The 20,989-nt window shown below is 58.4% G+C and carries 19 protein-coding genes; 7 read left to right on the top strand and 12 right to left on the bottom strand.

Annotated elements, in window-relative coordinates; all coding sequences use genetic code 11:
- The first annotated feature begins 505 nt into the window (after nt 1–505).
- Nucleotides 506–1,441: a helix-turn-helix domain-containing protein gene (locus J4E53_RS06390; protein WP_103308259.1), complete on the top strand. Its 936-nt coding sequence runs from the start codon at nt 506–508 to the stop codon at nt 1,439–1,441.
- 57 nt (nt 1,442–1,498) lie between these two features.
- On the opposite strand, the gene J4E53_RS06385 is transcribed toward J4E53_RS06390, so the two are convergent.
- The 4 genes from J4E53_RS06385 to J4E53_RS06370 form a co-directional block, all read right to left on the bottom strand.
- Nucleotides 1,499–2,521 carry a transketolase family protein gene (locus J4E53_RS06385; RefSeq protein WP_103308258.1) on the bottom strand — a complete coding sequence of 341 codons (1,023 nt, stop codon included), beginning with the start codon at nt 2,519–2,521 and terminating at the stop codon, nt 1,499–1,501.
- A complete protein-coding gene (locus tag J4E53_RS06380) occupies nt 2,518–3,366 on the bottom strand; it encodes a transketolase (RefSeq protein WP_103308257.1) in 849 nt (282 codons plus the stop codon). Before J4E53_RS06380 ends, J4E53_RS06385 begins: the two co-directional genes overlap by 4 nt.
- Before the next feature lie 17 nt (nt 3,367–3,383).
- Nucleotides 3,384–4,685 carry an MFS transporter gene (locus tag J4E53_RS06375; protein WP_060742463.1) on the bottom strand — a complete coding sequence of 434 codons (1,302 nt, stop codon included), beginning with the start codon at nt 4,683–4,685 and terminating at the stop codon, nt 3,384–3,386.
- Between the two features lie 96 nt (nt 4,686–4,781).
- On the bottom strand, nt 4,782–5,531 hold the full coding sequence (locus tag J4E53_RS06370; RefSeq protein WP_060742462.1) for an SDR family NAD(P)-dependent oxidoreductase: 750 nt from the start codon (nt 5,529–5,531) through the stop codon (nt 4,782–4,784).
- A 187-nt stretch (nt 5,532–5,718) separates the two neighbouring features.
- On the opposite strand from J4E53_RS06370, the gene J4E53_RS06365 reads away from it, so the two are divergent.
- A complete protein-coding gene (locus J4E53_RS06365; protein WP_060742461.1) occupies nt 5,719–6,636 on the top strand; it encodes a LysR substrate-binding domain-containing protein in 918 nt (305 codons plus the stop codon).
- A gap of 73 nt (nt 6,637–6,709) precedes the next feature.
- Here the strand turns inward: J4E53_RS06365 and J4E53_RS06360 are convergent, their stop codons facing one another.
- The 5 genes from J4E53_RS06360 to J4E53_RS06340 are packed head-to-tail and all read right to left on the bottom strand — an operon-like array spanning nt 6,710 to nt 11,430.
- Nucleotides 6,710–8,728, bottom strand: coding sequence for an LTA synthase family protein (locus tag J4E53_RS06360; RefSeq protein ID WP_103308256.1), 2,019 nt, complete (start codon nt 8,726–8,728; stop codon nt 6,710–6,712).
- Nucleotides 8,728–9,327: a hypothetical protein gene (locus J4E53_RS06355; protein WP_103308255.1), complete on the bottom strand. Its 600-nt coding sequence runs from the start codon at nt 9,325–9,327 to the stop codon at nt 8,728–8,730. The genes J4E53_RS06360 and J4E53_RS06355 overlap by 1 nt, the downstream gene beginning before the upstream one ends.
- Nucleotides 9,327–10,595, bottom strand: coding sequence for an exo-alpha-sialidase (locus J4E53_RS06350; protein ID WP_103308254.1), 1,269 nt, complete (start codon nt 10,593–10,595; stop codon nt 9,327–9,329). Before J4E53_RS06350 ends, J4E53_RS06355 begins: the two co-directional genes overlap by 1 nt.
- A 23-nt stretch (nt 10,596–10,618) precedes the next feature.
- Complete coding sequence (locus J4E53_RS06345) at nt 10,619–11,164, bottom strand: cytochrome b/b6 domain-containing protein (protein WP_103308253.1); 546 nt, start codon at nt 11,162–11,164, stop codon at nt 10,619–10,621.
- Complete coding sequence (locus tag J4E53_RS06340) at nt 11,164–11,430, bottom strand: PepSY domain-containing protein (protein WP_060742456.1); 267 nt, start codon at nt 11,428–11,430, stop codon at nt 11,164–11,166. Before J4E53_RS06340 ends, J4E53_RS06345 begins: the two co-directional genes overlap by 1 nt.
- Before the next feature lie 147 nt (nt 11,431–11,577).
- On the opposite strand from J4E53_RS06340, the gene J4E53_RS06335 reads away from it, so the two are divergent.
- Together J4E53_RS06335 and J4E53_RS06330 are read left to right on the top strand one after the other, a co-directional pair.
- Nucleotides 11,578–12,240: a response regulator gene (locus J4E53_RS06335; RefSeq protein ID WP_060742455.1), complete on the top strand. Its 663-nt coding sequence runs from the start codon at nt 11,578–11,580 to the stop codon at nt 12,238–12,240.
- Nucleotides 12,237–13,661, top strand: coding sequence for a sensor histidine kinase (locus J4E53_RS06330; protein WP_103308252.1), 1,425 nt, complete (start codon nt 12,237–12,239; stop codon nt 13,659–13,661). Before J4E53_RS06335 ends, J4E53_RS06330 begins: the two co-directional genes overlap by 4 nt.
- Before the next feature lie 144 nt (nt 13,662–13,805).
- Here the strand turns inward: J4E53_RS06330 and J4E53_RS06325 are convergent, their stop codons facing one another.
- From J4E53_RS06325 to J4E53_RS06315, 3 genes are all read right to left on the bottom strand, one after another.
- Entirely contained in the window at nt 13,806–15,224 is a 1,419-nt protein-coding gene (locus tag J4E53_RS06325; RefSeq protein ID WP_060742453.1) for a sugar porter family MFS transporter, read from the bottom strand.
- A gap of 95 nt (nt 15,225–15,319) precedes the next feature.
- Entirely contained in the window at nt 15,320–16,279 is a 960-nt protein-coding gene (locus tag J4E53_RS06320) for a sugar phosphate isomerase/epimerase (protein ID WP_060742452.1), read from the bottom strand.
- On the bottom strand, nt 16,276–17,304 hold the full coding sequence (locus J4E53_RS06315; protein WP_103308251.1) for a Gfo/Idh/MocA family oxidoreductase: 1,029 nt from the start codon (nt 17,302–17,304) through the stop codon (nt 16,276–16,278). Before J4E53_RS06315 ends, J4E53_RS06320 begins: the two co-directional genes overlap by 4 nt.
- Before the next feature lie 340 nt (nt 17,305–17,644).
- Between J4E53_RS06315 and J4E53_RS06310 the strand changes: the two genes are divergently transcribed.
- The 3 genes from J4E53_RS06310 to J4E53_RS06300 all read left to right on the top strand — a co-directional run bounded on the left by J4E53_RS06310 (nt 17,645) and on the right by J4E53_RS06300 (nt 20,985).
- Nucleotides 17,645–18,670, top strand: coding sequence for a LacI family DNA-binding transcriptional regulator (locus J4E53_RS06310; RefSeq protein WP_103308250.1), 1,026 nt, complete (start codon nt 17,645–17,647; stop codon nt 18,668–18,670).
- A gap of 302 nt (nt 18,671–18,972) precedes the next feature.
- Nucleotides 18,973–20,673: an AMP-binding protein gene (locus J4E53_RS06305; protein ID WP_158249653.1), complete on the top strand. Its 1,701-nt coding sequence runs from the start codon at nt 18,973–18,975 to the stop codon at nt 20,671–20,673.
- A 45-nt stretch (nt 20,674–20,718) separates the two neighbouring features.
- On the top strand, nt 20,719–20,985 hold the full coding sequence (locus J4E53_RS06300) for an acyl carrier protein (RefSeq protein ID WP_158249652.1): 267 nt from the start codon (nt 20,719–20,721) through the stop codon (nt 20,983–20,985).
- Nucleotides 20,986–20,989 lie beyond the last annotated feature (4 nt).

Genomic DNA, 20,989 nt, shown 5'->3' with positions numbered 1-20,989 from the left:
ATGTTGTTGTTTTGCGGTGGGTACCACTCCATCGGCGTTGCAGCACCAAGGTCCCGAGCTGCACCAGGTAAGTGGCGAACTCTTCGGGTGCCATGTCCCATCGCTGTAAAAACCAGGATGAATCGGACAGTCGCTGCTGTTCTCGTGGATGCATGAGACACCTCCTCATTCGTGCTTGTAGGGACACGGCGTGGAGTGAAAATTATCCAGGGGGGATGCAACGTGCTTGGCTCGAATGGACAACCGTTTGGTTAAAAAGGACAGGTAAAAAAGGCCGGCATGTCAGCGCGCGGCAATGGTGCGGGGCGTGTGAAACAAGGGGGCGAGGTGCCCCGAGAAGTGGCATGGGGAGTGTTGGAAGGATCGGCCTCTGTAACGTGCAGGCGGCCATCTTCCAAGGTGTCTGGCAGCGGGAATGATGCGATGGAGATGGCCTGCTAATTGCTTGGCTCGCAAAAACGTTACCCCGCTTCTTTTGTTGAAACGCCGCCGCGAGGTGAATGCAATGAGCCAGACCTGTCAGTATTCAACGCTTGCCGTTACGGCCCCCCACCGGTTCGATTACTGGAAAGAGGTGGTTTGTCACCACTGCCTGGACGCAGACAGCAAACGACTGGCGCAGAGCGATTTTGACGGGGCACTTGAGGTGCATGCCATGGGCGCATTGGACATCTGCACGTTGTCCGCACCCTTGCACTATTGGGAGCGTTCCGCCCAGCACCTGCGCAGTGATCCTAATGACGATTTGTGGTTGGGCTTTACCAGGAGCGGTTATGGCGAACTGGAGCAGGCTGACCGACGGACGAAACTGGCGGCGGACGATCTGTTTCTTTATGACGCATCCCAGCCGTTCAGATTCAGCTTCGGTGGTACTGATAACCACCTTGTCCGCATTCCGCGACAATTGCTCAGTCAGCGCTTGCCCTCCATAGCAGACTGCACCGCTGTGGTTCTGGATGACCGTCGCCCCGGGGTGATTCCGTTACGCGAGATGTTACGTCAAGCCGCGAGTATGCCTGCCGGCTTCCATAACACAGGAGTCTCCAGTCGTTACTCCAGCACGTTGCTCGACCTTCTGGTGGTCAGCCTGGAACTCCAGGATTTAAAGCAGACTCATGACGAGTTGGATCTGCATGGCCGGATCATGAAGTACATCCACCAGTATTTGACCGAGGCGGACCTGTCGCTCGAACGCATCGCGCAAGCCCACCATGTCTCCACACGCACGGTGACGCGCGCTTTCGCCCGTCATCAGAAATCGCCGGTCGCAGAAATCTGGAAGGCACGCTTGCTCGCCAGCCGCGAGGCTATTGAGCGCGGTCAAGTCCGCAGTATTTCTCAGGCGGCGCTGGATTTCGGTTTCTCCGACTTCTCTCATTTCAGCCACGCTTTTCGCAAGGCCTTTGGCGTTGCTCCCCATACGCTTCTGCGACGAGAGTAAAAAGGGGGGCTTTCCCCACGGCGTTCAGGGGGGATTCCCCCCCTGCAGTTTTAAACCCTATAACCAACCCTTGATCTGTGCGCACACAGCCTGGGTGGAAATACCGTAGCGATCGTGCAACGTCGGCAGTGCGCCCGCATCGAGAAACGCGTCCGGCAGCGCTATTTGCCTGAACGTCGGCGTGACCCCATTGCGCAACAGCACGGCGGCCACCGCTTCGCCCAATCCGCCGATGATGGAGTGGTTTTCGGCCGTCACGACCAGTCGTCCCGGCTTTCTGGCCTCAGCCAGGATAGTCTGCTCATCCAAAGGCTTGATGGTGGGAACGTGAAGCACCGCGACATCCACACCGTCAGCCTGAAGCTCCTTGGCTGCTTCCAGGGCGCGCATCGTCATCAAACCGGTGGAAATGATTAAAACCTCATTGCCCGTGCGCAGGGTCTTGGCTTTGCCGATCTCGAATTCATAGCCATATTCATCGAGCACCAGCGGTACGTTGCCGCGCAGTAACCGCATGTAGACGGGCCCTTGGTGCGCGGCAATGGCGGGCACGGCTTGTTCGATTTCCAGGGCATCGCAGGGGTCGACGATCATCAGGTTCGGCATGGCGCGGAAGATCGCCAGATCATCCGTTGCCTGGTGGCTGGGGCCGTACCCGGTGGTCAGGCCCGGCAGACCGCAGACAATTTTAACGTTGAGGTTTTCCTCGGCAATCGCCATGCAGATGAAGTCATAGGCCCGGCGCGAAGCAAACACCGCGTAAGTGGTGGCGAAGGGCACGAACCCCTCCCGAGCCATGCCGGCCGCTGCGCTCATCAACAGTTGCTCAGCCATGCCCATCTGGTAGAAGCGCTCTGGGTGCGCCTTCGCAAAAATATGCAGGTCGGTGTATTTGGACAAGTCAGCCGACAAACCCACGATGTCCTGGCGCTGGTCCGCGAGTGCGGCCAGTGCGTGGCCGAATGGCGCTGGCTTGGTGGCCTGGCCTTCAGCGGCAATCGAAGCAATCATTGCCGAGGTCGTCAGCTTTTTCTTCGCCGCTGCGGGCACCTGAACGTTGGTCTTTTGTGCGTTGTTCATGCTGTTTTGCCTTCTTCCAGGTTGTTCAGGGCCACATCCCATTCATGCTCATCTACGCGGATGAAGTGAGTCTTTTCGCGGGTTTCCAGGAACGGTACGCCTTTGCCCATCTTGGTATCGCAGATGATGACGCGCGGCTGTGCGGCGGGATGGCTGCGGGCTGCGTCGAACGCTTTGACCAAGGCGTCCAGGTCGTTACCGTCCACCCGCTGAGTAAACCAGCCAAAGGCTTGCCATCGGTCAACGATGGGTTCAAATGCCAGCACCTCGCTGGAGTGGCCGTCGGCTTGCTGGTTGTTGACGTCGACGATGGCGATCAGGTTGTCGAGTTTCCAGTGCGAAGCTGACATTACCGCTTCCCAGGTAGAGCCCTCATTCAACTCGCCATCCGATAGCAGGTTGTAAACGAAAGAGCTGGACTGTTTGCGCTTCAGACCCAGGCAGGCGCCTACCGCGATGCCCAGTCCCTGGCCCAGCGAGCCGCCGGTGATTTCCATGCCGGGGGTGTAGGCGGCCATACCGGACATGGGCAGGCGGCTGTCATCCGAACCGTAGGTTTCAAGCTCATCCAGTGGAATGATTTCAGCCTCGATCAGCGCGGCATACAGCGCGATCGCGTAGTGACCGATGGAAAGGTAAAAGCGATCACGCTGTTCCCACTCGGGGTTTTCGGGCCTGTAGTTCAAGGCATGAAAGTACGACACGGCCAGCAAGTCTGCCGCGCCCAGTGCCTGACCGACATAACCCTGGCCCTGGACTTGCCCCATGCGCAAGGCATGGCGGCGAATGTTATGGGCACGCTGCACCAACGTGGTGGATGCCGCGCGAGATAAAGTGGCAGTCATGGAAATTCTCCGTTAACTCAACGATTGACCGAAGCGGCAGGAATACGCAGTACCAAACAGGCACCGATGCACAGCACACCGGTAATCAGGTACATGCCGATGGCGCTCGAACCGGTCGTGGTGGTGATCCAACCAATCAGGTACGGCGAGCAGAAACCCGCCAGATTGGCAAAGCTGTTGATTCCGGCGATCCCCGCAGCGGCGGAGACACCACCGAGCAAGGTGGTAGGCAGCATCCAGAACAGTGAAGACGCCGACAGCACGCCTGCTGCTGCAAGGCACAGGCACAACACCGACAACGTCAGGTTGGCACCGAACACCGCCGCCAACGTGAGGCCCAGCGCGCCGGCAAGCATTGGCCCGACCAGATGCCAGCGCCGCTCCTGGTGTTTGTCGCCGCTGCGCCCCATGAGCACCATCGCAATGATGGCGCACAGGTAGGGGAGACTGGTGAGCAATCCGATGTGCATCGGATCGGCAACACCTGCATTACGGATAAGCGTTGGCAGCCAAAAGGTGATCGCGTACTGGCCCATGACCACGCAAAAGTAGATACCGGCGAGAATCCACAGGCGGCGGTCCCGCAGGAATGCCCCGACCGAGGCGTGGGTGACTTTGCGGCTGTTGTCCTCGGCCAGTTCTTTGGCGACCAGCGCTTTTTCTTCATCGGTGAGCCAGGTCGCCTGGTGCACGCCGTCCTTGAGGTAGGCCAGCACCATCAGGCCAACGATGACGGTCGGAGCGGCTTCAATCACGAACATCCACTGCCAGCCCGCCCAGCCATGAACGCCTGCGAACTGCGTCATGATCCAGCCTGATAGCGGTCCGCCGATCATCCCCGAGAGCGGGATGGCGATGAACCACAGCACCGTCATTTTGGCGCGACGGTAGGAGGGGAACCAGTAAGTAAGGTAGAGCAGCAAGCCCGGCGCGAGACCCGCTTCGGCGATCCCGAGCAGAAAGCGCAGGGTATAGAACTGCCAGGCCGTTTCTACGAAGGCGAAGAGGGCGGAGATGATGCCCCACGAGATCATGATGCGTGCGATCCAGCGACGGGCACCGACCTTGTGGAGGATGAGGTTGCTGGGCACTTCGCAAAGGAAATAACCAAGAAAGAACATGCCGGCGCCAAGCCCGTATACGGTCTCGCTCAGGGCCAGGTCATTCATCATCTGAAGCTTTGCAAACCCGACATTCACCCGGTCCAGGTAAGCGCACAGGTAGCACAACATCAGGAAAGGCATCAATCGCCAGGCAGTCTTGCGATACGCGCTTGAGCGCACTGTGGACACAGTGTCGAGCGTCATGGTGGTCATCATGATGGTCTGATCTCTTGTTTTTATAGAACGCCGGGCTCAGGCCCGACGTATCTTCGATCCAGAACTGAAAGGGCAGTGGGTGGCTTCAGTTGATCGTCAATGGATCAACATGCCGCCGTTTACATCGAGCGTGATACCGGTGAGGTAAGAGGACAAGTCGCTGGCGAGGAACAGTGCCGCATTGGCGACATCCTGCGCGGCACCGAGCCGGCCCAGCGGGATGCTTTCGATGATGGCGTGACGACGATCGTCCTGCATCAGGCCGCCAGTGATGTCGGTATGGATCAAACCTGGCGTGATGGAGTTGACGCGAATGTTGTCCGCGCCAAACTCCCGCGCCATGGCTTTGCCAAGTCCGAGTACACCGGCTTTCGCTGCGCTGTAGTGGGGGCCGCCGAAGATGCCGCCGCCACGCTGGGCCGACACGGATGACATGCAAACGATGCTGCCCGAGGCCTGGGTACGCATGACCGGAATGACCGCCTGGGACATCAACAGCGTGCCGCGCAGGCTCACATCCAGGACTTTGTCGTAATCGCCCGGGCGTATGTCCAGGGTCTTGATCGGCTGCGTGATGCCGGCATTGTTGATGAGTATGTCGATACGGCCGTAGCGCTCGACAACCTTGGCGACCGCGGCTTTGACTTGCATTTCGTCGGCGACATTGGCAGCCAGGCCCAGATGGCCTTCGCCGAGGGTGGCCGCGGCGTCACGGGCGGCGGATTCGTCGAGATCCAGAATCACGACGTGGGCGCCGTGTCTGGCGAAGGTAACAGCCGTTGCTCGGCCAATACCACGTTCGGATGCGGCGCCAGTAATAATCGCGACTTTGCCTTGAAGAAGCATGAGGGGTACCTCTGATTGTTTTTATGGTTCGATTCAGCGATCGATGACCCAGAGTGGTCCCCGTCAACAGGTCGAGCAATAACGCAAACGTCACTGCTACATGAATAAAATTCAGCACTCGTCAATGCAGATCGCAAATGTTTGAATGGCACTCCCTGCTCGTGCCACAAAAACAGGCTGAATACTGATGCGCCAGGACGATATCCCTTCATCCCATCTGCCACCGCTGAGAGCCATTCAAGCCTTCGAGCAAACCGCTCGTTTTGGCAACCTGGCAAGAGCCGCCGAAGTGCTGGACCTCACGCCATCCGCGATCAGCCATCAACTGGCCAAGCTGGAGGTGATGATTGGTCGACAGCTGTTTGTGCGGGCTGCGCGTGGGGTGACGCTGACACCGGTAGGTGAGCAGTACTTGAAGGACATTTCCGGTTTGTTGCAGAGCCTTGAAGTCGCCACCCAGCGGGCCGCGAGTGACGTGAGCCTGGATTGCCTGCGGCTGCATTCCTCCCCCAGCTTTGGCTTGCTATGGCTGATGCCCAGGTTGGAGTCATTTCGCTTGACCAACCCGGACATCCAAATCAATTTGTCTTGCTCTTATGAATCGCTGCATTTCAGCCAGGACAAGATCGATGTCGATATTCGCCACGGCCGGCCCAATTGGCCCAGCTATGAAGTGCGTACCGTGCGTAACGAGAACTTCGCTGTGCTGGCCTCGCCCAAGCTGATCGCGCGTTGCACGGTAAAAAGCGCCGCTGATCTTCTGGCTGAAGACCTGATCCTTTCCGAAGCGACCTTGCTCAGATGGCCTGAGTGGTTCGCCCAACATGGCCTGGCGCGCCCCGAAAAACCCTACGCCTTGAGTTTTGACCGCTCCTACATGAGCCTGGAAGCGGCGAGCCACGGTTTGGGATTCGCCCTCGAAAGCACGCTGCTGGCACAGAAATACCTCGCCAGCGGCTCACTGGTCGAGGTCGCCCCCGAAGCGTTGAGCTCTCCGGTCGCCGCCCACCATCTGGTGTTCCCAAGGGCTCACTCCAGCTTTCCCAGGGTCAGGCGGTTTTTGGGGTGGATGGAAGGGGAGTTAGGGCATAGTTTCGTGTTCTGAAGTGGTGGCCGCCCGAACGGTCACCACTGCGCCTACAGATACAAATCAGTCATTGAGCGTGAAAACCGCAGCGTCATGGAATATTGCGATAAAGCATCATCCGAGCCGTTTCGTGCAGCCCCCGTGTCAGCCCATTCAAGCGCCGAAACTCCTCGGGGTGCTGCGCCGCCACATCGTCACGCGGTGTGGGTGATGCCAGGTCGTGCAGGGTCGGCGAACTGCCGTCGTGCTGCATCTGCAGCAGGAAGTCCTTGGTAACGCCGCCAATGATCGGGAATGTACCCTCGCGCAGCACCAGCGGCACCACGCGCTCGCCCTCGGGGGCCGGCTGCTGGATATCCCGGCCCAGCGCGCCATTTCTGAACGGTATGCCCGCCATGCCCGCCACCGTCGGCAACAGGTCCACGAGACCGACGGCCTCTTCGATCACCCGGGGTTGCAGGCCGGGGGCATGGATCAGCAGTGGCACGTTATTGCTTTCCAGGCCCAGTTGCTCGAACGCCGGGGCCATGTGCGGGATCTGGCTGATACGCGTGTTGTGGTCGCCAAAGAACACAAAAATACTGTTGTCGTAGTAGCCGCCGGCCTTGGCGATGTCCATCAGGCGGCCGATGTTGTAGTCCAGCAGGCGCACGGCGTTATATTGTTCGACGCTACGGGAACCGGCGGCCTGGACTTGCTCCAGTGTCACGTCCTTGACCTGGAATCCGTCGTTTTGCTCGGGGATGGTGAACGGCCGATGGTTGCCGGAAGTTTGCAGGTAAGCGAAGAATGGCTGGTCCTTGGGCACGGCACGCAGCAGTCGATCGCTTTCCTTGAACAGGTCCAGATCGGAAATGCCCCACACGTCCACGCGGGACGAGCGCCAGTGGCTTTCCTCGAACAGTTGCACGCCGTCGATGCTCTGGCGGATCAGCGCATTGATATTCGCCCAGCCGGCGTTGCCGCCGATCATGTAGAACTTCTGGTACCCCTCGAACGCGTTGATCAACGTGCGTTGGCGCGTGATCAGCGGGTTGCGGGTGGCGGTCTCCTGGCGGGTCACATCCGGCACGCCGGTGATACTGGCCCATACGGTCTTGGCGGTACCGGTGACGGGCACATAGAAGTGCTTGAAGAACCAGCTTTGCGTGGCCAGTCTGTCCAGGTTCGGCGTAGGGTCGAGCGGATTGCCATAGGCACCGACGGCGCTGGTGCCGAGGGATTCGAGCATGACGAAAATCACATTCGGCGGGCGCTCACCGGCCAGTCGATAAGGCTGCACGCCTTGTTCGCGGACGAAATCAAGTCGCTGGGCGTCGGGTTGATCGACGCCCAGGTACTGCACGATCTGCGGGTAGTGCTCGCGCACCTGGGCTTCATCAAATTGCGCTTGACCGACCTTGAGCGTGTCATACAGAAACAGCACCGGGTTCAGGCCCACCGCCGCCACTTGGTTGTTGCCGGAGAAGAACGCATCGCTCCAGCGCAGCGGCACCGGGTTTTCCAGGTTGAGGTTGGCGACGCGGCCAAGCAGGGCCAACAGCACTGCTACGATGCCCATCACGGAAACCGGCGCCAGTGCCCACTTGCTGATAATTTTGCGCTCCTGATCCAGGGTCAATCGTTCAAGGCGTATCAGCGCCCAAACCCAAAGCGCCACTGCCGTCAGCCAGCTCGAGGCGATCCACACCACCGGGTAGGTTTCCCACACCATCTGTTGTGAAATCTGTGCGTCTTGCAGGTAGCGCAGCACCGTCGCATTGATGCGCACGCCAAGGTAGGCGTAGTGGCCGAAGTCGATGATGTACACCAGGCCAACCACCGCTAGTGCGATGAGCAGATAACCCCGTGCCAGCCAACGCAAGATCGGCAGGGTGGTCAGGTTCCAGCGCGGCAGCCACGCCAGCACGGCCAACGGCAGCAAAATCAGCACCGTCAGGCGCAGGTCGAAACGCAGGCCGATGCCCAGTGTTTCCAGGAGCGCCGGGGTGTTTAAAGCCAGGCCGGAAAAACCCAGCACAAATACCAGCCGCAACGCCGCCAGCAACGCAAATACCAAGGCGATCGAGCCTGCGCCGTAACGCAGGCGGCGCGATTGCAACACACCCATCATTGACCTCTGTGCCATTTCAAAAGGGGGCGCCAGGCGGCGCCGATCAGCAGGCCGAACCCGGCCACCAGGCAGTAGCCGGTCAGCAGCGGGTCGACCAGATAGTCCCAATAGTTTTCCGAAGCCTTGAGCCGCAGCGCGAAGGCCAGGGTGCCGATCGCCAGCATCCACACGGCCAGGGAATTGCGCAGCCACAGCATCAGCAGTGCCAGAGCACCTACCAGCACAATCATGGGCCGCGGGTTGAACCCCCAACGGTACGGGTCGTAATAGGTCAGACCCAAGGTGGCGGGGTACAGCAACAGGCTCAATACGCCGAACAGCGTCAGCAATTGCACTTGGTGCTGACGCACAAGCGGCTGCACCACGCCCAACCTGCTGAGTGCGACCCACCCCAACAGCACCACGGTGCTGAGCGCCAGGTCATCGGTAAAACTGCGCACATACGCCGCCAGCGGCAGCTCATCGACCGGGATAAAACTCACCGCAGCCAATATCGGCAACCACCATGGGCGCCAGGGCGCACTGAATCGAAACGAGCTCAACAGCACAAACCCCAACAGCACTAAACTCAAGTGGGCCTGCCATAGAGAAACCATCACAGCCGCTCCGCCAGCCAGGCTTCGTTGAAGCTGACATGTTTGATAAACGTGTTATTCCATGAGTACACCACGTGGTACATGCCGTCCGAGCCGCGGCTGAAGTACGGGTACTCGTATTCGAAATCGCAGCCCTGGGGTTTGCACACGCGGTAGTCGAGGTTACTGAGGAAGCGTTGTTCCAGCGGCAGGCGCCGTGCGCCGCTGGAGGCACGGAAGCCTTCGCCGATGATTTCCTTGTAGACGTCGGGCGAGAAGGGGTGGCCGAGCGGATCGGGTGACTGGTCCAGTTCCACCACCGTACGCCATTGGCTGAGCTGGGCGTCGGTGCCGTAGAGACTGAGCCTGAAGCGGCCGTCCTGCAGGTCATTGAGGGCCACCAGCAAACCGTCGTCCACCGTGCCCACTGCCGCCAGCGACGAATTGGGGTTGGCTGGCTCCAGCGGATACGGTTCGCTCCAGGTTTGCCCGGCGTCTTCGGTACGGCTCGCCAGGACGCGGTGATGGGTGTCGCCGGCATAGCGCAACATCGCCACGGCGCGGTTGCCGTCCAGGGGCACAATGGTAGGTTGCAGGGAGTTTTTGCCACGGCTGATGCGGAATTTATCGATCACCGCGCCGTCGGCGCTCAAGTACAGGTACTCGGCAAACTTGCCCATGAATTCGTGGTAGACCGGCAGGCCGATAGAACCATCGGCATGGAACACCGGTGCGGCGCGTACCAGCGTGCTGATATTGAAGAATGGTGAGGTCACCAGTTGCCGAGGTGGCGACCAGTTCGCGCCGAGGTCATCGGACACCATCACATTGATGGCGCTGGTGGCCCAGCCACCCACCGATACCGAGACATAAAACATCCACAAACGTTTGTCCGGCGCCAGGGCTATGACTGGATTGCCCAGTTTGCGGATATAACGCTGGGTGCCGTCACGGGTGCTTTCCCGCGTGGCAAGCACGTGCTCGGTGCCCCATTCGCCGCTACGGGCATCAAAGCGTGCGGTGCGCACCTGTACATCGGCAGCACCTTCGCGCGAGCCGGCAAACCACACGGCCATCAAGTCGCCACCGGGCAGGGCGGTGACCGATGAGGCGTGCACAAAGTCATTGAGCTGCGAAGACACAAAACGACTGGTGTACTGCGGCGCCGCAGTTGCCTTCGCGGTGTTCGAGCTGATAGGGGCAAACGGCGCCAATACATGGGGGGGATGGCTGAACCAGGCGGCGCAGAATACCCCTAGCAGGCTGCAGATCAGGAAGGCGGAGCGCATAGGCAAACCAATTCGGAAAAAGATTACGGTGCACGCTCATCCGGCAGGCGCTTCCTGCGACCGGTGAGCATGGATAACGGCAGGTTGTCCCGCAGCTGGAAACTCTCGAACACCGCTGCCAGCACATGGATGCACACCAGTCCCAGCAACACATTGGCCGCGGTTTCGTGGACTTGCAGGGGCCAATCGGCGCCCCATAAAGCATCGACTTCCTGCATCAGGAAGCCGCTGATACCAAGGGTCAACAGCGTCGCCAGCATCGCCACCATCACCAGGGCGCCGAGCGGCGAGTGACCCAGGCGATGTTGCGGGCGCCCCCTGAGCAGCGAGCGCAGGTGGGCCGCAAGCCGCTTCGGTGTCGGCCAAAAGTCTGACCAGCGCGCACTGCGCGGCCCGACGAACCCCCACACCGCTCGTACCAGCAGCCAGCCCATGGCGTAGTAGCCCAGCCAGACATGCCAGTCGTCGCCCGCTTCATTGAAGAAGTAATTGGCAACAAAGACCCCGGCGATAGACAGGTGAAACAGCCTCACCAGCGGGTCCCAAAGGCGCAGGGATTCGCCTTGCATCAGCCTTTTATCTCAGTCTTCACGGCCTTGCCGGTCACCGGGTCGTGGTAGATCTCGACTTTGCGCTTGTCCTTGTCGAAACCGTAGATCTCATAGCAATTGCCGTCGGTGACCTTGAACTTGCTGATTTGGTAGCCTTCGGCCTTGAGCTTGTCCTGGAAGGCTTTTTCGTCTTGCCATTGCGAGCGTTCGGCGGTGGTGCATTGCGGGCCGGCGACGGCCAGCGGGCTGGCGATAATCAAGGACAACAGGAGAATTTTGCGCATGGAAAAGCTCTCAGCATTTGTGGGAGCTTGCACAGTGCAAAATCAACCTTAGCGAAACCTTAGTTGGTAATGAGCTGTAACATCTTTGCCGGAATAGCCCCCGACAGAACCCGGCATGATGCCGCCGATTCCTAGAGAGATTTTGCGATGCGCCTACTCCTCGTCGAAGATGATCGTGCCCTCGGCCAGGGGATTCGCGTGGCATTGGGCGCCGAAGGCTACACCCTTGACTGGCTGCAGGATGGCCTTGGCGCATTGCATGCCTTGCGCAGCGAAAGCTTCGACCTGCTGCTGCTCGACCTCGGCCTGCCGCGCCTGGATGGCCTCGATCTGTTGCAGCAATTGCGTGCCGAGCAGCACGACCTGCCAGTGCTTATCCTCACCGCACGCGACGGCACCGCCGAGCGTATCGCCGGATTGGATGCGGGCGCTGACGATTACCTGATCAAACCGTTCGACGTGGAGGAGCTCAAGGCCCGCGTGCGTGCGTTACTGCGCCGCAGCCAGGGGCGCGCACAACCGCTGTTGGAGCATGCTGGCGTCAGCCTCGACCCAGCCACCCAGCAGGTTCGCTATCAGGACGAGGAGATCATCGTCACACTGATGGAATATCAACTGCTGCACCAGTTAATGGTGCGCCCCGGCAAAGTGGTGACACGCGAGCGGCTATCGCGGGCGTTGTACGGCTGGCAGGACCGCGTCGAGAGCAATACCCTCGAAGTGCTGATCCATAACCTGCGCAAAAAAATTTCCACCGAACTGATCCGTACCGTTCGTGGTGTCGGCTACGTACTGGCGCTCAAACCATGATTTCCGTCCGCGCGCGCATCCTCGTCCCGGTGCTGGTGCTGATCCTGCTGGGTGACGCCCTGATCAGTTGGCTGGTCCTGCGCGACAGCCACCACGAAATCGAAGAGGTCTACGACGCGCAACTCGCTCAAAGTGCCCGCCTGCTGCAAGGCGTGCTGCACCAACGCGCCCCCGGCGAGGCCGACTGGGACCGTCTCTACCAAGCCTTCGACCAGGCCATGAGCCGTGTCGGCGCAGACGGCGTAGCCCATCCCTACGAAACCCGCCTGACCTTTCAAGTCTGGCGCACCGACGGCCAACTGCTGGTGCGCTCCGCCGAAGCACCGATCCTCGATGCGCCGCCCGTCACCCTTGGCTCCCACGACCTGGTGGACAACGGCAACGACTGGTGCGCCTTCCTCCTGGCTGACCCGCAACAGGGCCTGTTGATATGGGTGGGCGAGCGCGACGACATTCGCCAGGACCTTATCCAGCGCATCGTTCGCCACACGCTGTGGCCCACACTGATCGGTGTTCCGCTGCTGGCATTATTGATCTGGCTGGTCATCGGCTGGGGCCTCAACCCCCTGCGCGCCATGGCCCGTTCTATCCGCGGGCGTACCACCGATTCTTTGCAGCCGTTACACCTCAAGCCGCTGCCGAGCGACCTGGAACCCATGCAAACCGCGCTCAACCGCCTGTTGGATCAGGTGGATGATCTATTGGAGCGCGAGCGCCGCTTCATCGCCGACGCCGCCCACGAACTGCGTACACCCTTGGCAATCCTGCGCATCCACGCCCAGAACGCGCAAAGCGCCGTCACCGAAGAACAGCGGCGCGAGGCATTGGATTTCCTGGTCAATGGCGTCGACCGCGCCACCCGTATCGGCAGCCAACTGCTCACCATGGCCCGCATCGAACCGCAATTGAACAACCCCATGTATCAACGCGTGCAACTCACCGAGCTGGTCCGCGAAGAACTGGCCGAACTCACGCCACTGGCCATGGAAAAGGGCGTGGAATTGGTGCTGGAGTGTGATGAAGAGTGTTGGGTAGAAACCGAGCCGACAGCGTTAGCCATTGCCATGCAGAATCTGGTGACCAATGCCCTCAACTTTTCTTCCCCAGGCAGCGAGGTGACTGTCGTGGTGCGTAAGGACGAGGCGGGCATGGCCAGCTTGAGGGTGGAGGACGCCGGGCCGGGAATAGCAGAAGGGGAGCTTGGCAGATTGTTCGAGCGATTTTACAGCCGAGGCAATGCCAATGGCGCGGGCTTGGGATTGGCCATCGTACAGATGATTACTCGTAAAATTGGTTGCACCCTGCACATTTACAATCGAACAAGCGGGGGTGTATGTGCAGAACTCGGCCTGAACCAGGCCAGCCGCCCCTATAACGTTCTCGCAAATTCGAATAACGCATCTGTCACCGTGACGACGTAGGTGAACTCCGAACGAAAACCACTTCCCGCTAAAAGCAGCCTGAACTCGGGCACAGCCATCAGCAGAGGAGAGCCGCTTCCCAAAAAACATGGAGCGAAATAGGGAAGCGGTGGAACGGCAGTTAAGGGGAGACTTCATCCTCGCCTAACCATACAACCGCTGTTCAATCTCTTCGAGGGTGCTGCCTCGTGTCTCCGGTACCCATACCGCGACGAAGGTCAGAGATAGAAGTCCTGCTCCCACGAACACAAAGAAGGTTTGGCCGATCCCGATCGTCGCAACCAAAGATGGAAAAAACATGCCGATCATCACGTTGGTCAACCAGAACGCTGCGATCGCCATACCCATGCATCCGCCGCGGATGCGCATTGGGAAGATTTCCGCCAAAAGTACCCAAAAAGCGGGCCCGATCAGCCCTTGCATGGAGGCAAGGAACATCGCCATGGCGCCGAGAATGAGCATGGCGCGGGTAACGGAGGGATCGACAAAAACTGAAACCAGGCCAATCAACAGTAAAGACAATGTGGTACCCGTGAAACCGAGCAGCATCATTGGGCGACGGCCCACGCGGTCCAGCAGCGCAATGCCCACGAACGTTGCGCCAATCGAGATAACGCCATTTACGACATTGGCGATCAGTGCACTACGTTGCTCCAGGCCTGCTTCTGTGAGGATCTGGGTGCCGAAGTACATGATTGAATTGACTCCGGTCAGCTGCGACGTAACAGCGATACCGATGCCAATCAAAAAGATTCGTCGCGCGCCCTTTTGAGACAGATCGCGCCAGCCGCCTTTTTTGATGAATCGCTCGTTGCTGATCTGCTGGGTAATGGCCTCCATCTCAGCCTTGGCGTAGTACTCCTCCCGTACCAGTTTCAGTACCTCCAGGCCCTCTCTGAAGCGCCCTTTGGTGGCTAGCCAGCGCGGGCTTTCCGGCATGTAGAGCATTCCCAACCAGAGTGCCACTGCTGGCAGGGTTGCCAAGGCAAGCATCCATCTCCAAACACCGTCGAGATCGCTAAACAAATTGCCCAGTGTGGCGTTGGTGGTGAAGGCCAGGAATTGCCCGGTGACGATCATCAACTCGTTGCGAGTGATGATGCGACCGCGGATGCTGGATGGGGCCATCTCCGCCAGATACGCCGGCACGACGACCGATGCGCCGCCCACCGCTAACCCCAGCGTGAAGCGGGCGGCCACCATGACGTTGAGGGTGGGCGCCAGCGCACAAGCCAACGCGCCAAGAAAAAACACTACGGCGAGGAAAAGAATGATACGGCGGCGACCCTTGAGGTCCGAGAGGCGACCGCTGAACAGCGCCCCCATCATTGCGCCGATCAATAGGGCGCTGGCGACCAAACCTTCCGTGAAGGGTGTCAGGCCCAGGTCATCTTTCATGTAGAGCAAGGCGCCATTGATGACGCCGGTATCGAAGCCGAATAGCAGGCCGCCAAACGTGGCAATCCAAGTGATTTTTTGCAGGTAGCGCTGTGCCTGGTGTTTTTCAGGACTTACAAAAGTGGCTGAAGTGTCTGCCGTATTTCCGTAGGAATTAATTGTCATTGTGATATTCCTGACTGAAACTCATGGGAGTGCTCACTCGCCATCGCGGTGAGCGTTTCAACATGCAATTACATTGGTTTTTCTCGTGGTGCGATTCAGATGGGTTGGGGTTTGAAATCGCTGGTGGCTACTGGCATGACGCTCTGTAGCAGTCTTACGGACTTTTCCAAACCCTCGAGGCTGTTGAGTAAAACGTCCTCATGCTCGATCGATAGCCAGCCATCGTAGCCAGCCATCTTCAAGCGGTAGCAGAACTGCCGCCACCATTGCTCACCGTGGCCGAATCCAAGCGTGATGTAGGACCAGCTTCGGGATGAGATATCCATCAACGAGCCATTTTCCAGGAGTGAATCCACGGCCTGGACTGGCGCGTTAAGCAAAGTATCTTTGGCGTGCACATGGTAAATGGCGTCGCCCAGTGCCTCGGCGGCGACCAGCGGGTCAGCGCCCATCCAGAACAGATGCGAGGGATCAAGGTTGGCGCCAATCACCGGTCCGATTGCGTTGCGTAGCTTCAGCAGCGAGCGGACGTTGTAGACGCACTGGTTACCGTGCAACTCCAAAGCGATGCGTTCCACACCATTTTCCTTGGCCAGATCAGCTATTTCGCTCCAGAAGGGCAGCAGGCGTTCTTCCCATTGATAGCGCAGCATTGCCTGGGTTTCGGGAGGCCATGAGGCAACCACCCAGTTCGGCATCTTGTCGCCGGCCTGACCTTCAGGTAAGCCAGACATGGTGCAGACGGTCTTGACTCCCAACTCACCGGCTACGCGTATCGTGTCCTTGAGACACTGGCCTTGTGCAGGCTGCGTGGGATGCAAAGGGTTGCCGTTGGCGTTCAAGGAAATGATTTCCAGACTGTGTTCCTGGAAGCTGCGTTTGAGGGCCTTGCGGTCATCGGCGCTGGCGAGCATCTGCGCCAAGTCAAAGTGCGGCGCGGTCGACCATCCGCCGGTGTTGATCTCCAGGCCCGACACTCCCAGCCGTTCAGCCTGCTTGAGCATCTCCCGCAGGGGCAGGTTGCCGAGGCTATCGGTGACGAATCCCAGCTTCATGACGTAGCTCCTTCTCGCGATCGGTAGAGGGGCGGTGCTTCCAGCGTTGGCAAAACTACCCGGCGACGCTGATGGAGTGCCTCGATGCCGGCTTGAGCGACAATGGCTGCGCAATAGCCGTCCCAAGCACTCGCGGCATGGACAGGGAAACTACCTGTGGTGATGAACTCCACGAATGCTTTGTTCTGCAGGCGATAGGCGTCGGCGAAACGCGGCCGCCAATCGGCAGCGTACCTTTCAAAACCCTGAAGACGGGTGTTGAAGCGAGCATGTACGGGGGTGGCCAGCTGCACGGAGCCCAACTCGCCCACCAACTCGCCACGGACGTCGTACCCGTAATGGGCGTTGTTGTTGATTTCGATGTTCACCAGATGGCCTTCCCGGGTTTCCAGCACCATGAATACCGGGGCGCCGACGCCGTCCTTAGACGTGTGGGTGGGTTGGAACACCGAAATGGCAACGTATTCAGTATCGAGCACGTGACGTGCCACATCGAACTCATGCGGCGCGGAGTTACTGATCGCCATTTGCCCGCTGAAGTTGGCGGGGGCTTCTACGTTGCGGTGGAAGTTGTGCATCATCACAGCCCGACCTATCAGGCCGTCGCTCAAGGCACTTTTCATTTCCCTGTACGAAGGGTCAAACCGGCGCATGAAGCCCAGTTGCACGAATTGGCGACCCCGGGAGGCCTCTTTGTCGATGACCGCCAGGCACTGGTCCGGGCTTTGAGACAACGGCTTTTCACACAGTGCGGGCTTCCCTGCATCAATGGCTGCCATGGTCAGGACCGCATGGGTTTCGTCCGGGCTGGCGATGATGATTGCATCGACATCGGACCTTGAAAGCGTGAACAGTGGGTCAGTGGAAACGTCAGCGGCTCCATAACGGTCAGCTATCAGCTTCGCTCGCTCTGGCGACGCATCACACACCACATGCAAAGTGGCTCCCGGAAGGTCCTGGGCAATGATGCGGGCGTGATCCTCCCCCATAATTCCCGCGCCGATAACGGCGATTCGTATGCTCATATTCAACTACCTATCAATGGGCGAAAGTCATCTACGCAGCGTCGAACGCGCGAGCACGTTGACTGAGAAGGGAGGTGCAAGGTGGGCCACGAGCGGCTTGGCCGTGGCGGTCGAAACCAACCGATGAGGCGAGTTATTCATGGGGCTATCCTGGCGGTTTGTTGTGTTTGTTATGCCTCGATTATTAGCGCCGAAAAAGCAAGCATCAAGGAGCACCATAGGCGGTTTATGATGTGAAAAACCTCAAATTCAAGAGTGCAGTATCGTTTTTCATTGCTCTTGAAGCCGAACATCGGGAATGTTTATATGGTGTAAATAACATCAAAAGAGGGCGTGCCATATGACCACGCAAACATCAGCGCGCTTATGGAAGGGCCCCACCGTTCAACAGGTCGCCAAGGTGGCGAGGGTCGGGCCTGCGACCGTCGATCGTGTGCTGAACAACCGTCCCGGCGTTCGGGAAAACACCCGTCTGAAAGTCCTGGCTGCGCTGGATAAGCTAAGGAAAGACTTGGCTGACGGCATGGCAACGTTGCAGATCAAGCTCTTTTGCGATTCGGGCGAAACCTTCAATGCAACGTTGGCCGACGCCGAGGCATTGGTGAACGCTTCGACACCGGGCGTCGTGGTGCATGGCTACTATGAACCGACTAACCAGGTCGATCCCGCCACTTTTGCTGATCAGGTTCAGGCACAGGGCGCCTCGGCGGATGGTGTGATCGTGGTATCGCGCGAGCATCCGGCGATCAATCGCGCGATTCGCAAACTGTGCAGCCTAGGCATACCAGTCGTTTGCCTGACCACCGACCTGCCTAATTCCGGGCGAAGCGCTTATGTAGGCAACGATCAATATGCGGCGGGCAGTGTCGCCGGGTTACTGATAGGCAATGCGTTACCCAAGGAACCGGCAAAAATTCTGTTAGTGACCAGTGTGCCGTTTCGCTGTCAGCAAGAGCGGGAGATGGGATTTCGCAGGGTGCTCCGTTCCGAGTTTCCGTATCTGAAAATCGACGAACGAGTGATGTCCGACGATCGCCCTCAGACCACGACTGAACAATTGACGCGTTATTTTTCCAAGCACGACTACCCGGCAGCCATCTACAACGTGGCCGGAGCCAATCGGGGCGTTGCTCAAGCGATAGATACCATTGCGGCTGAGGATCGGCCTATTTTCGTCGGCCATGAGCTTACCGTTCATACGCGGGCGATGCTTGAGTCCGGCGTCATGGATTATGTCATCTCTCATGATTTCGTTGGCGAGACGGCCGCAGCGGTGCGCTGGATACGAGGAGCGGTTGAGGGAGCCGCGACAACGCCACCTTCCACACAGATCTTGATTCACACTCGATACAACTGTGGTGCGTAAGGCCACGTTGCGTTCTACCCAGCCGTGCCCCTCGGCAAAACCAAGGATGGAGGCCTGTGTCGGAGTCAGTAGTGATCGAGAAACGGTACTCCTTGCCACATTGATGTTCCCGGTTGCGCCACTGATGTCGCGGAAGATTCCGGCCAAGAAATAAAAAATCTATATAAATCAATATGATGATTTTGATTCGCTACAAGCTTTACGCTTTCGTCGTTTTATTGGCTGATTAATATCAAAGAGCCATATTGACAGATTGTTGGACAATATTTAGTCTTTGCAAGATGTTTCAAGGACTGAACGCGATGACTAATGGATTAGTTGCACATGCCCGCCTGTGCCTCATAGAAAAATTCCTGTTGTGCCCACCGGACCGTCTCACAACGGTTCTTGATCATGATTCTACCGTTTGCCTGACGCAGTTGGACCTCAAGTCGAAGGTTTATCAGGCGCGTCAGGTACTCCGCCAACGTGCCCTTGAACCGGGGCAGGTCGTAGCGATCTGCATGCCTTCGAGCATGGAGGTGCTGACCGTGGTGCTCGCCGCGTGGGCCGAAAGATTGGCAATCGCGCTTCTGCCGCACGATTTAACTCATACGACAATGCGTGATGGCAGCGGGTTGGCCGCAATGCTTGAGTTGATTGAACCTGCGTTGATAATGACCTGCGGGGCGATAGCGACGAAGTTGCCGGGCTCATGGTCAGACGTCGCCCTGACGGATGACGAGTTGCTCAAGCAGATGAGCGCGATAGCCGATTACGTCGATGAGCCAGCCTTGAGCCGCCCTGAAGACTTGGCGATTTTACAGTTCACATCTGGCAGTACCGGAATGCCTAAAGCGGTGTGCATCAGTCAGTCGATGCTCAGTTCTAATTGTCAGGCAATTGCCGAGCGTGTAAACGTCGACACGACCGACCGGATGGTCAGTTGGTTACCGCTTCACCACGACATGGGGCTTTCCGCATTGACGCTGGCCTGGTGGTGTTCTATCGATCTGGTGCTGATGCCGACTCACGAGTTTTCTCGACAGCCCATGGCTTGGCTGCAGGCACTGTCTCGCTTCAAGGGTACCTTGTCACCAGCGCCAACTTCTGCATTTGCCTTGCTCAGCCGCCTCGCCGGACGCGTGCGCGAAGGTGAACTGGACTTGTCCCATTGGCGCTATGCCTGGGTGGGTGCCGAGCCAGTGTTTTATGACCACCTCCGTCAGTTTGAAATTGCCTTTGCAGTTCATGGCCTGCAAGTGGGTGTACTGCAACCGGCGTACGGTATGGCGGAAGCAGTGGTTGCGGTTTCACTCAACGCACCTGGACAAGGTATGCGCGTTCGCTGGTTGGACACTCAGAGCCTGCACAGCTCAATGCTGGTCAAAGAGCAAGCGCCTGGTACTCCCGGCTCTGCACCTTATCTAGGAAATGGCACGGCAGTCGGTGAAACCGAATTTCGAGTCGTAGATGAACACCAGATTTGTTTGACGCAGGGCCAGCTTGGCCGGCTGCAGATCAGGGGCGACAGTATCATTCGCCGTTACTTGAAAATGGATCCGGTGCGACCCCAAGCAAAAGATTGGTATGACACGGGTGATCTGGGCTTTCTGCTGAACGATGAAGTGTTCATTACCGGGCGCAGCAAGGACCTGATTACGCGTGCAGGCGTCAACGTCAATCCGCACATTATTGAATGGGCGCTGGAAAGTGCCTTCAATTTAGCTGCCGGTTCTGTCGCTGCCTTTTCCTGCATCGACATTCAGCGTTCAAAGGAATGCGTTGTAGTGGTCATGGCGAGTAATGCTCTTGGCACTCGGGATCCCGCGGAGTTGCGTCGCGAAGTGGCGCAGATCGTTGTACGCCAAGCCGGCGTCCAAGTGGATGAAGTGCTGCTGATCCGCCGCTCGGAATTCCCTAAAACCACAAGTGGGAAAATCCAGCGTCAGGCATTAAGTCGACTGTATTTGAGTAACCGTTTGAGTTCTGCTGCCGTCAATACTGACCGCGTTTCCGCTTAATCATCTTTTACAACAGCACGGATTGCATACGTGCAAGGAGCACTTGTGTTTGATGTTATTTGCCAGACGATAAAAAGCCTTTCAATACAGGGGATTCTACCGGCTCATTTGAGCGGTTCCGCGATAAAGGCTAACGATACGTTGTTGGATTTGGGCTTGGACTCAATGGGGCAACTAACGCTGCTCTCCGAGTTGAAAGGTCGCTTATCGCTGAGCTTGCCTGCCGACCAAGTTGATGCGACGACAACGCTTCATGAGTTGGCGATGATACTTGAGCGTGCGAACACACTCGCGTTTTCCGCGGCGATATAAAGGG

Origin of the sequence: Pseudomonas sp. FW305-28, assembly GCF_017351395.1 — a bacterium.
Lineage (GTDB): Bacteria > Pseudomonadota > Gammaproteobacteria > Pseudomonadales > Pseudomonadaceae > Aquipseudomonas > Aquipseudomonas fluorescens_AA.
The sequence above is the reverse complement of the archived record's forward strand: the minus strand, read 5'-3'. Positions and strand labels throughout refer to the sequence as shown.

Bases quoted from the DNA above. Each gene is read 5' to 3' on its own strand.
- J4E53_RS06380 (WP_103308257.1), bottom strand. From the start codon at position 3,366: ATGACTGCCACTTTATCTCGCGCGGCATCCACCACGTTGGTGCAGCGT.
- J4E53_RS06330 (WP_103308252.1), top strand. From the start codon at position 12,237: ATGATTTCCGTCCGCGCGCGCATCCTCGTCCCGGTGCTGGTGCTGATC.
- J4E53_RS06335 (WP_060742455.1), top strand. From the start codon at position 11,578: ATGCGCCTACTCCTCGTCGAAGATGATCGTGCCCTCGGCCAGGGGATT.
- J4E53_RS06355 (WP_103308255.1), bottom strand. From the start codon at position 9,327: ATGGTTTCTCTATGGCAGGCCCACTTGAGTTTAGTGCTGTTGGGGTTT.
- J4E53_RS06325 (WP_060742453.1), bottom strand. From the start codon at position 15,224: ATGACAATTAATTCCTACGGAAATACGGCAGACACTTCAGCCACTTTT.
- J4E53_RS06305 (WP_158249653.1), top strand. From the start codon at position 18,973: ATGACTAATGGATTAGTTGCACATGCCCGCCTGTGCCTCATAGAAAAA.
- J4E53_RS06390 (WP_103308259.1), top strand. From the start codon at position 506: ATGAGCCAGACCTGTCAGTATTCAACGCTTGCCGTTACGGCCCCCCAC.
- J4E53_RS06340 (WP_060742456.1), bottom strand. From the start codon at position 11,430: ATGCGCAAAATTCTCCTGTTGTCCTTGATTATCGCCAGCCCGCTGGCC.
- J4E53_RS06320 (WP_060742452.1), bottom strand. From the start codon at position 16,279: ATGAAGCTGGGATTCGTCACCGATAGCCTCGGCAACCTGCCCCTGCGG.
- J4E53_RS06365 (WP_060742461.1), top strand. From the start codon at position 5,719: ATGCGCCAGGACGATATCCCTTCATCCCATCTGCCACCGCTGAGAGCC.
- J4E53_RS06345 (WP_103308253.1), bottom strand. From the start codon at position 11,164: ATGCAAGGCGAATCCCTGCGCCTTTGGGACCCGCTGGTGAGGCTGTTT.
- J4E53_RS06360 (WP_103308256.1), bottom strand. From the start codon at position 8,728: ATGGGTGTGTTGCAATCGCGCCGCCTGCGTTACGGCGCAGGCTCGATC.
- J4E53_RS06315 (WP_103308251.1), bottom strand. From the start codon at position 17,304: ATGAGCATACGAATCGCCGTTATCGGCGCGGGAATTATGGGGGAGGAT.
- J4E53_RS06385 (WP_103308258.1), bottom strand. From the start codon at position 2,521: ATGAACAACGCACAAAAGACCAACGTTCAGGTGCCCGCAGCGGCGAAG.
- J4E53_RS06375 (WP_060742463.1), bottom strand. From the start codon at position 4,685: ATGATGACCACCATGACGCTCGACACTGTGTCCACAGTGCGCTCAAGC.
- J4E53_RS06350 (WP_103308254.1), bottom strand. From the start codon at position 10,595: ATGCGCTCCGCCTTCCTGATCTGCAGCCTGCTAGGGGTATTCTGCGCC.
- J4E53_RS06370 (WP_060742462.1), bottom strand. From the start codon at position 5,531: ATGCTTCTTCAAGGCAAAGTCGCGATTATTACTGGCGCCGCATCCGAA.
- J4E53_RS06310 (WP_103308250.1), top strand. From the start codon at position 17,645: ATGACCACGCAAACATCAGCGCGCTTATGGAAGGGCCCCACCGTTCAA.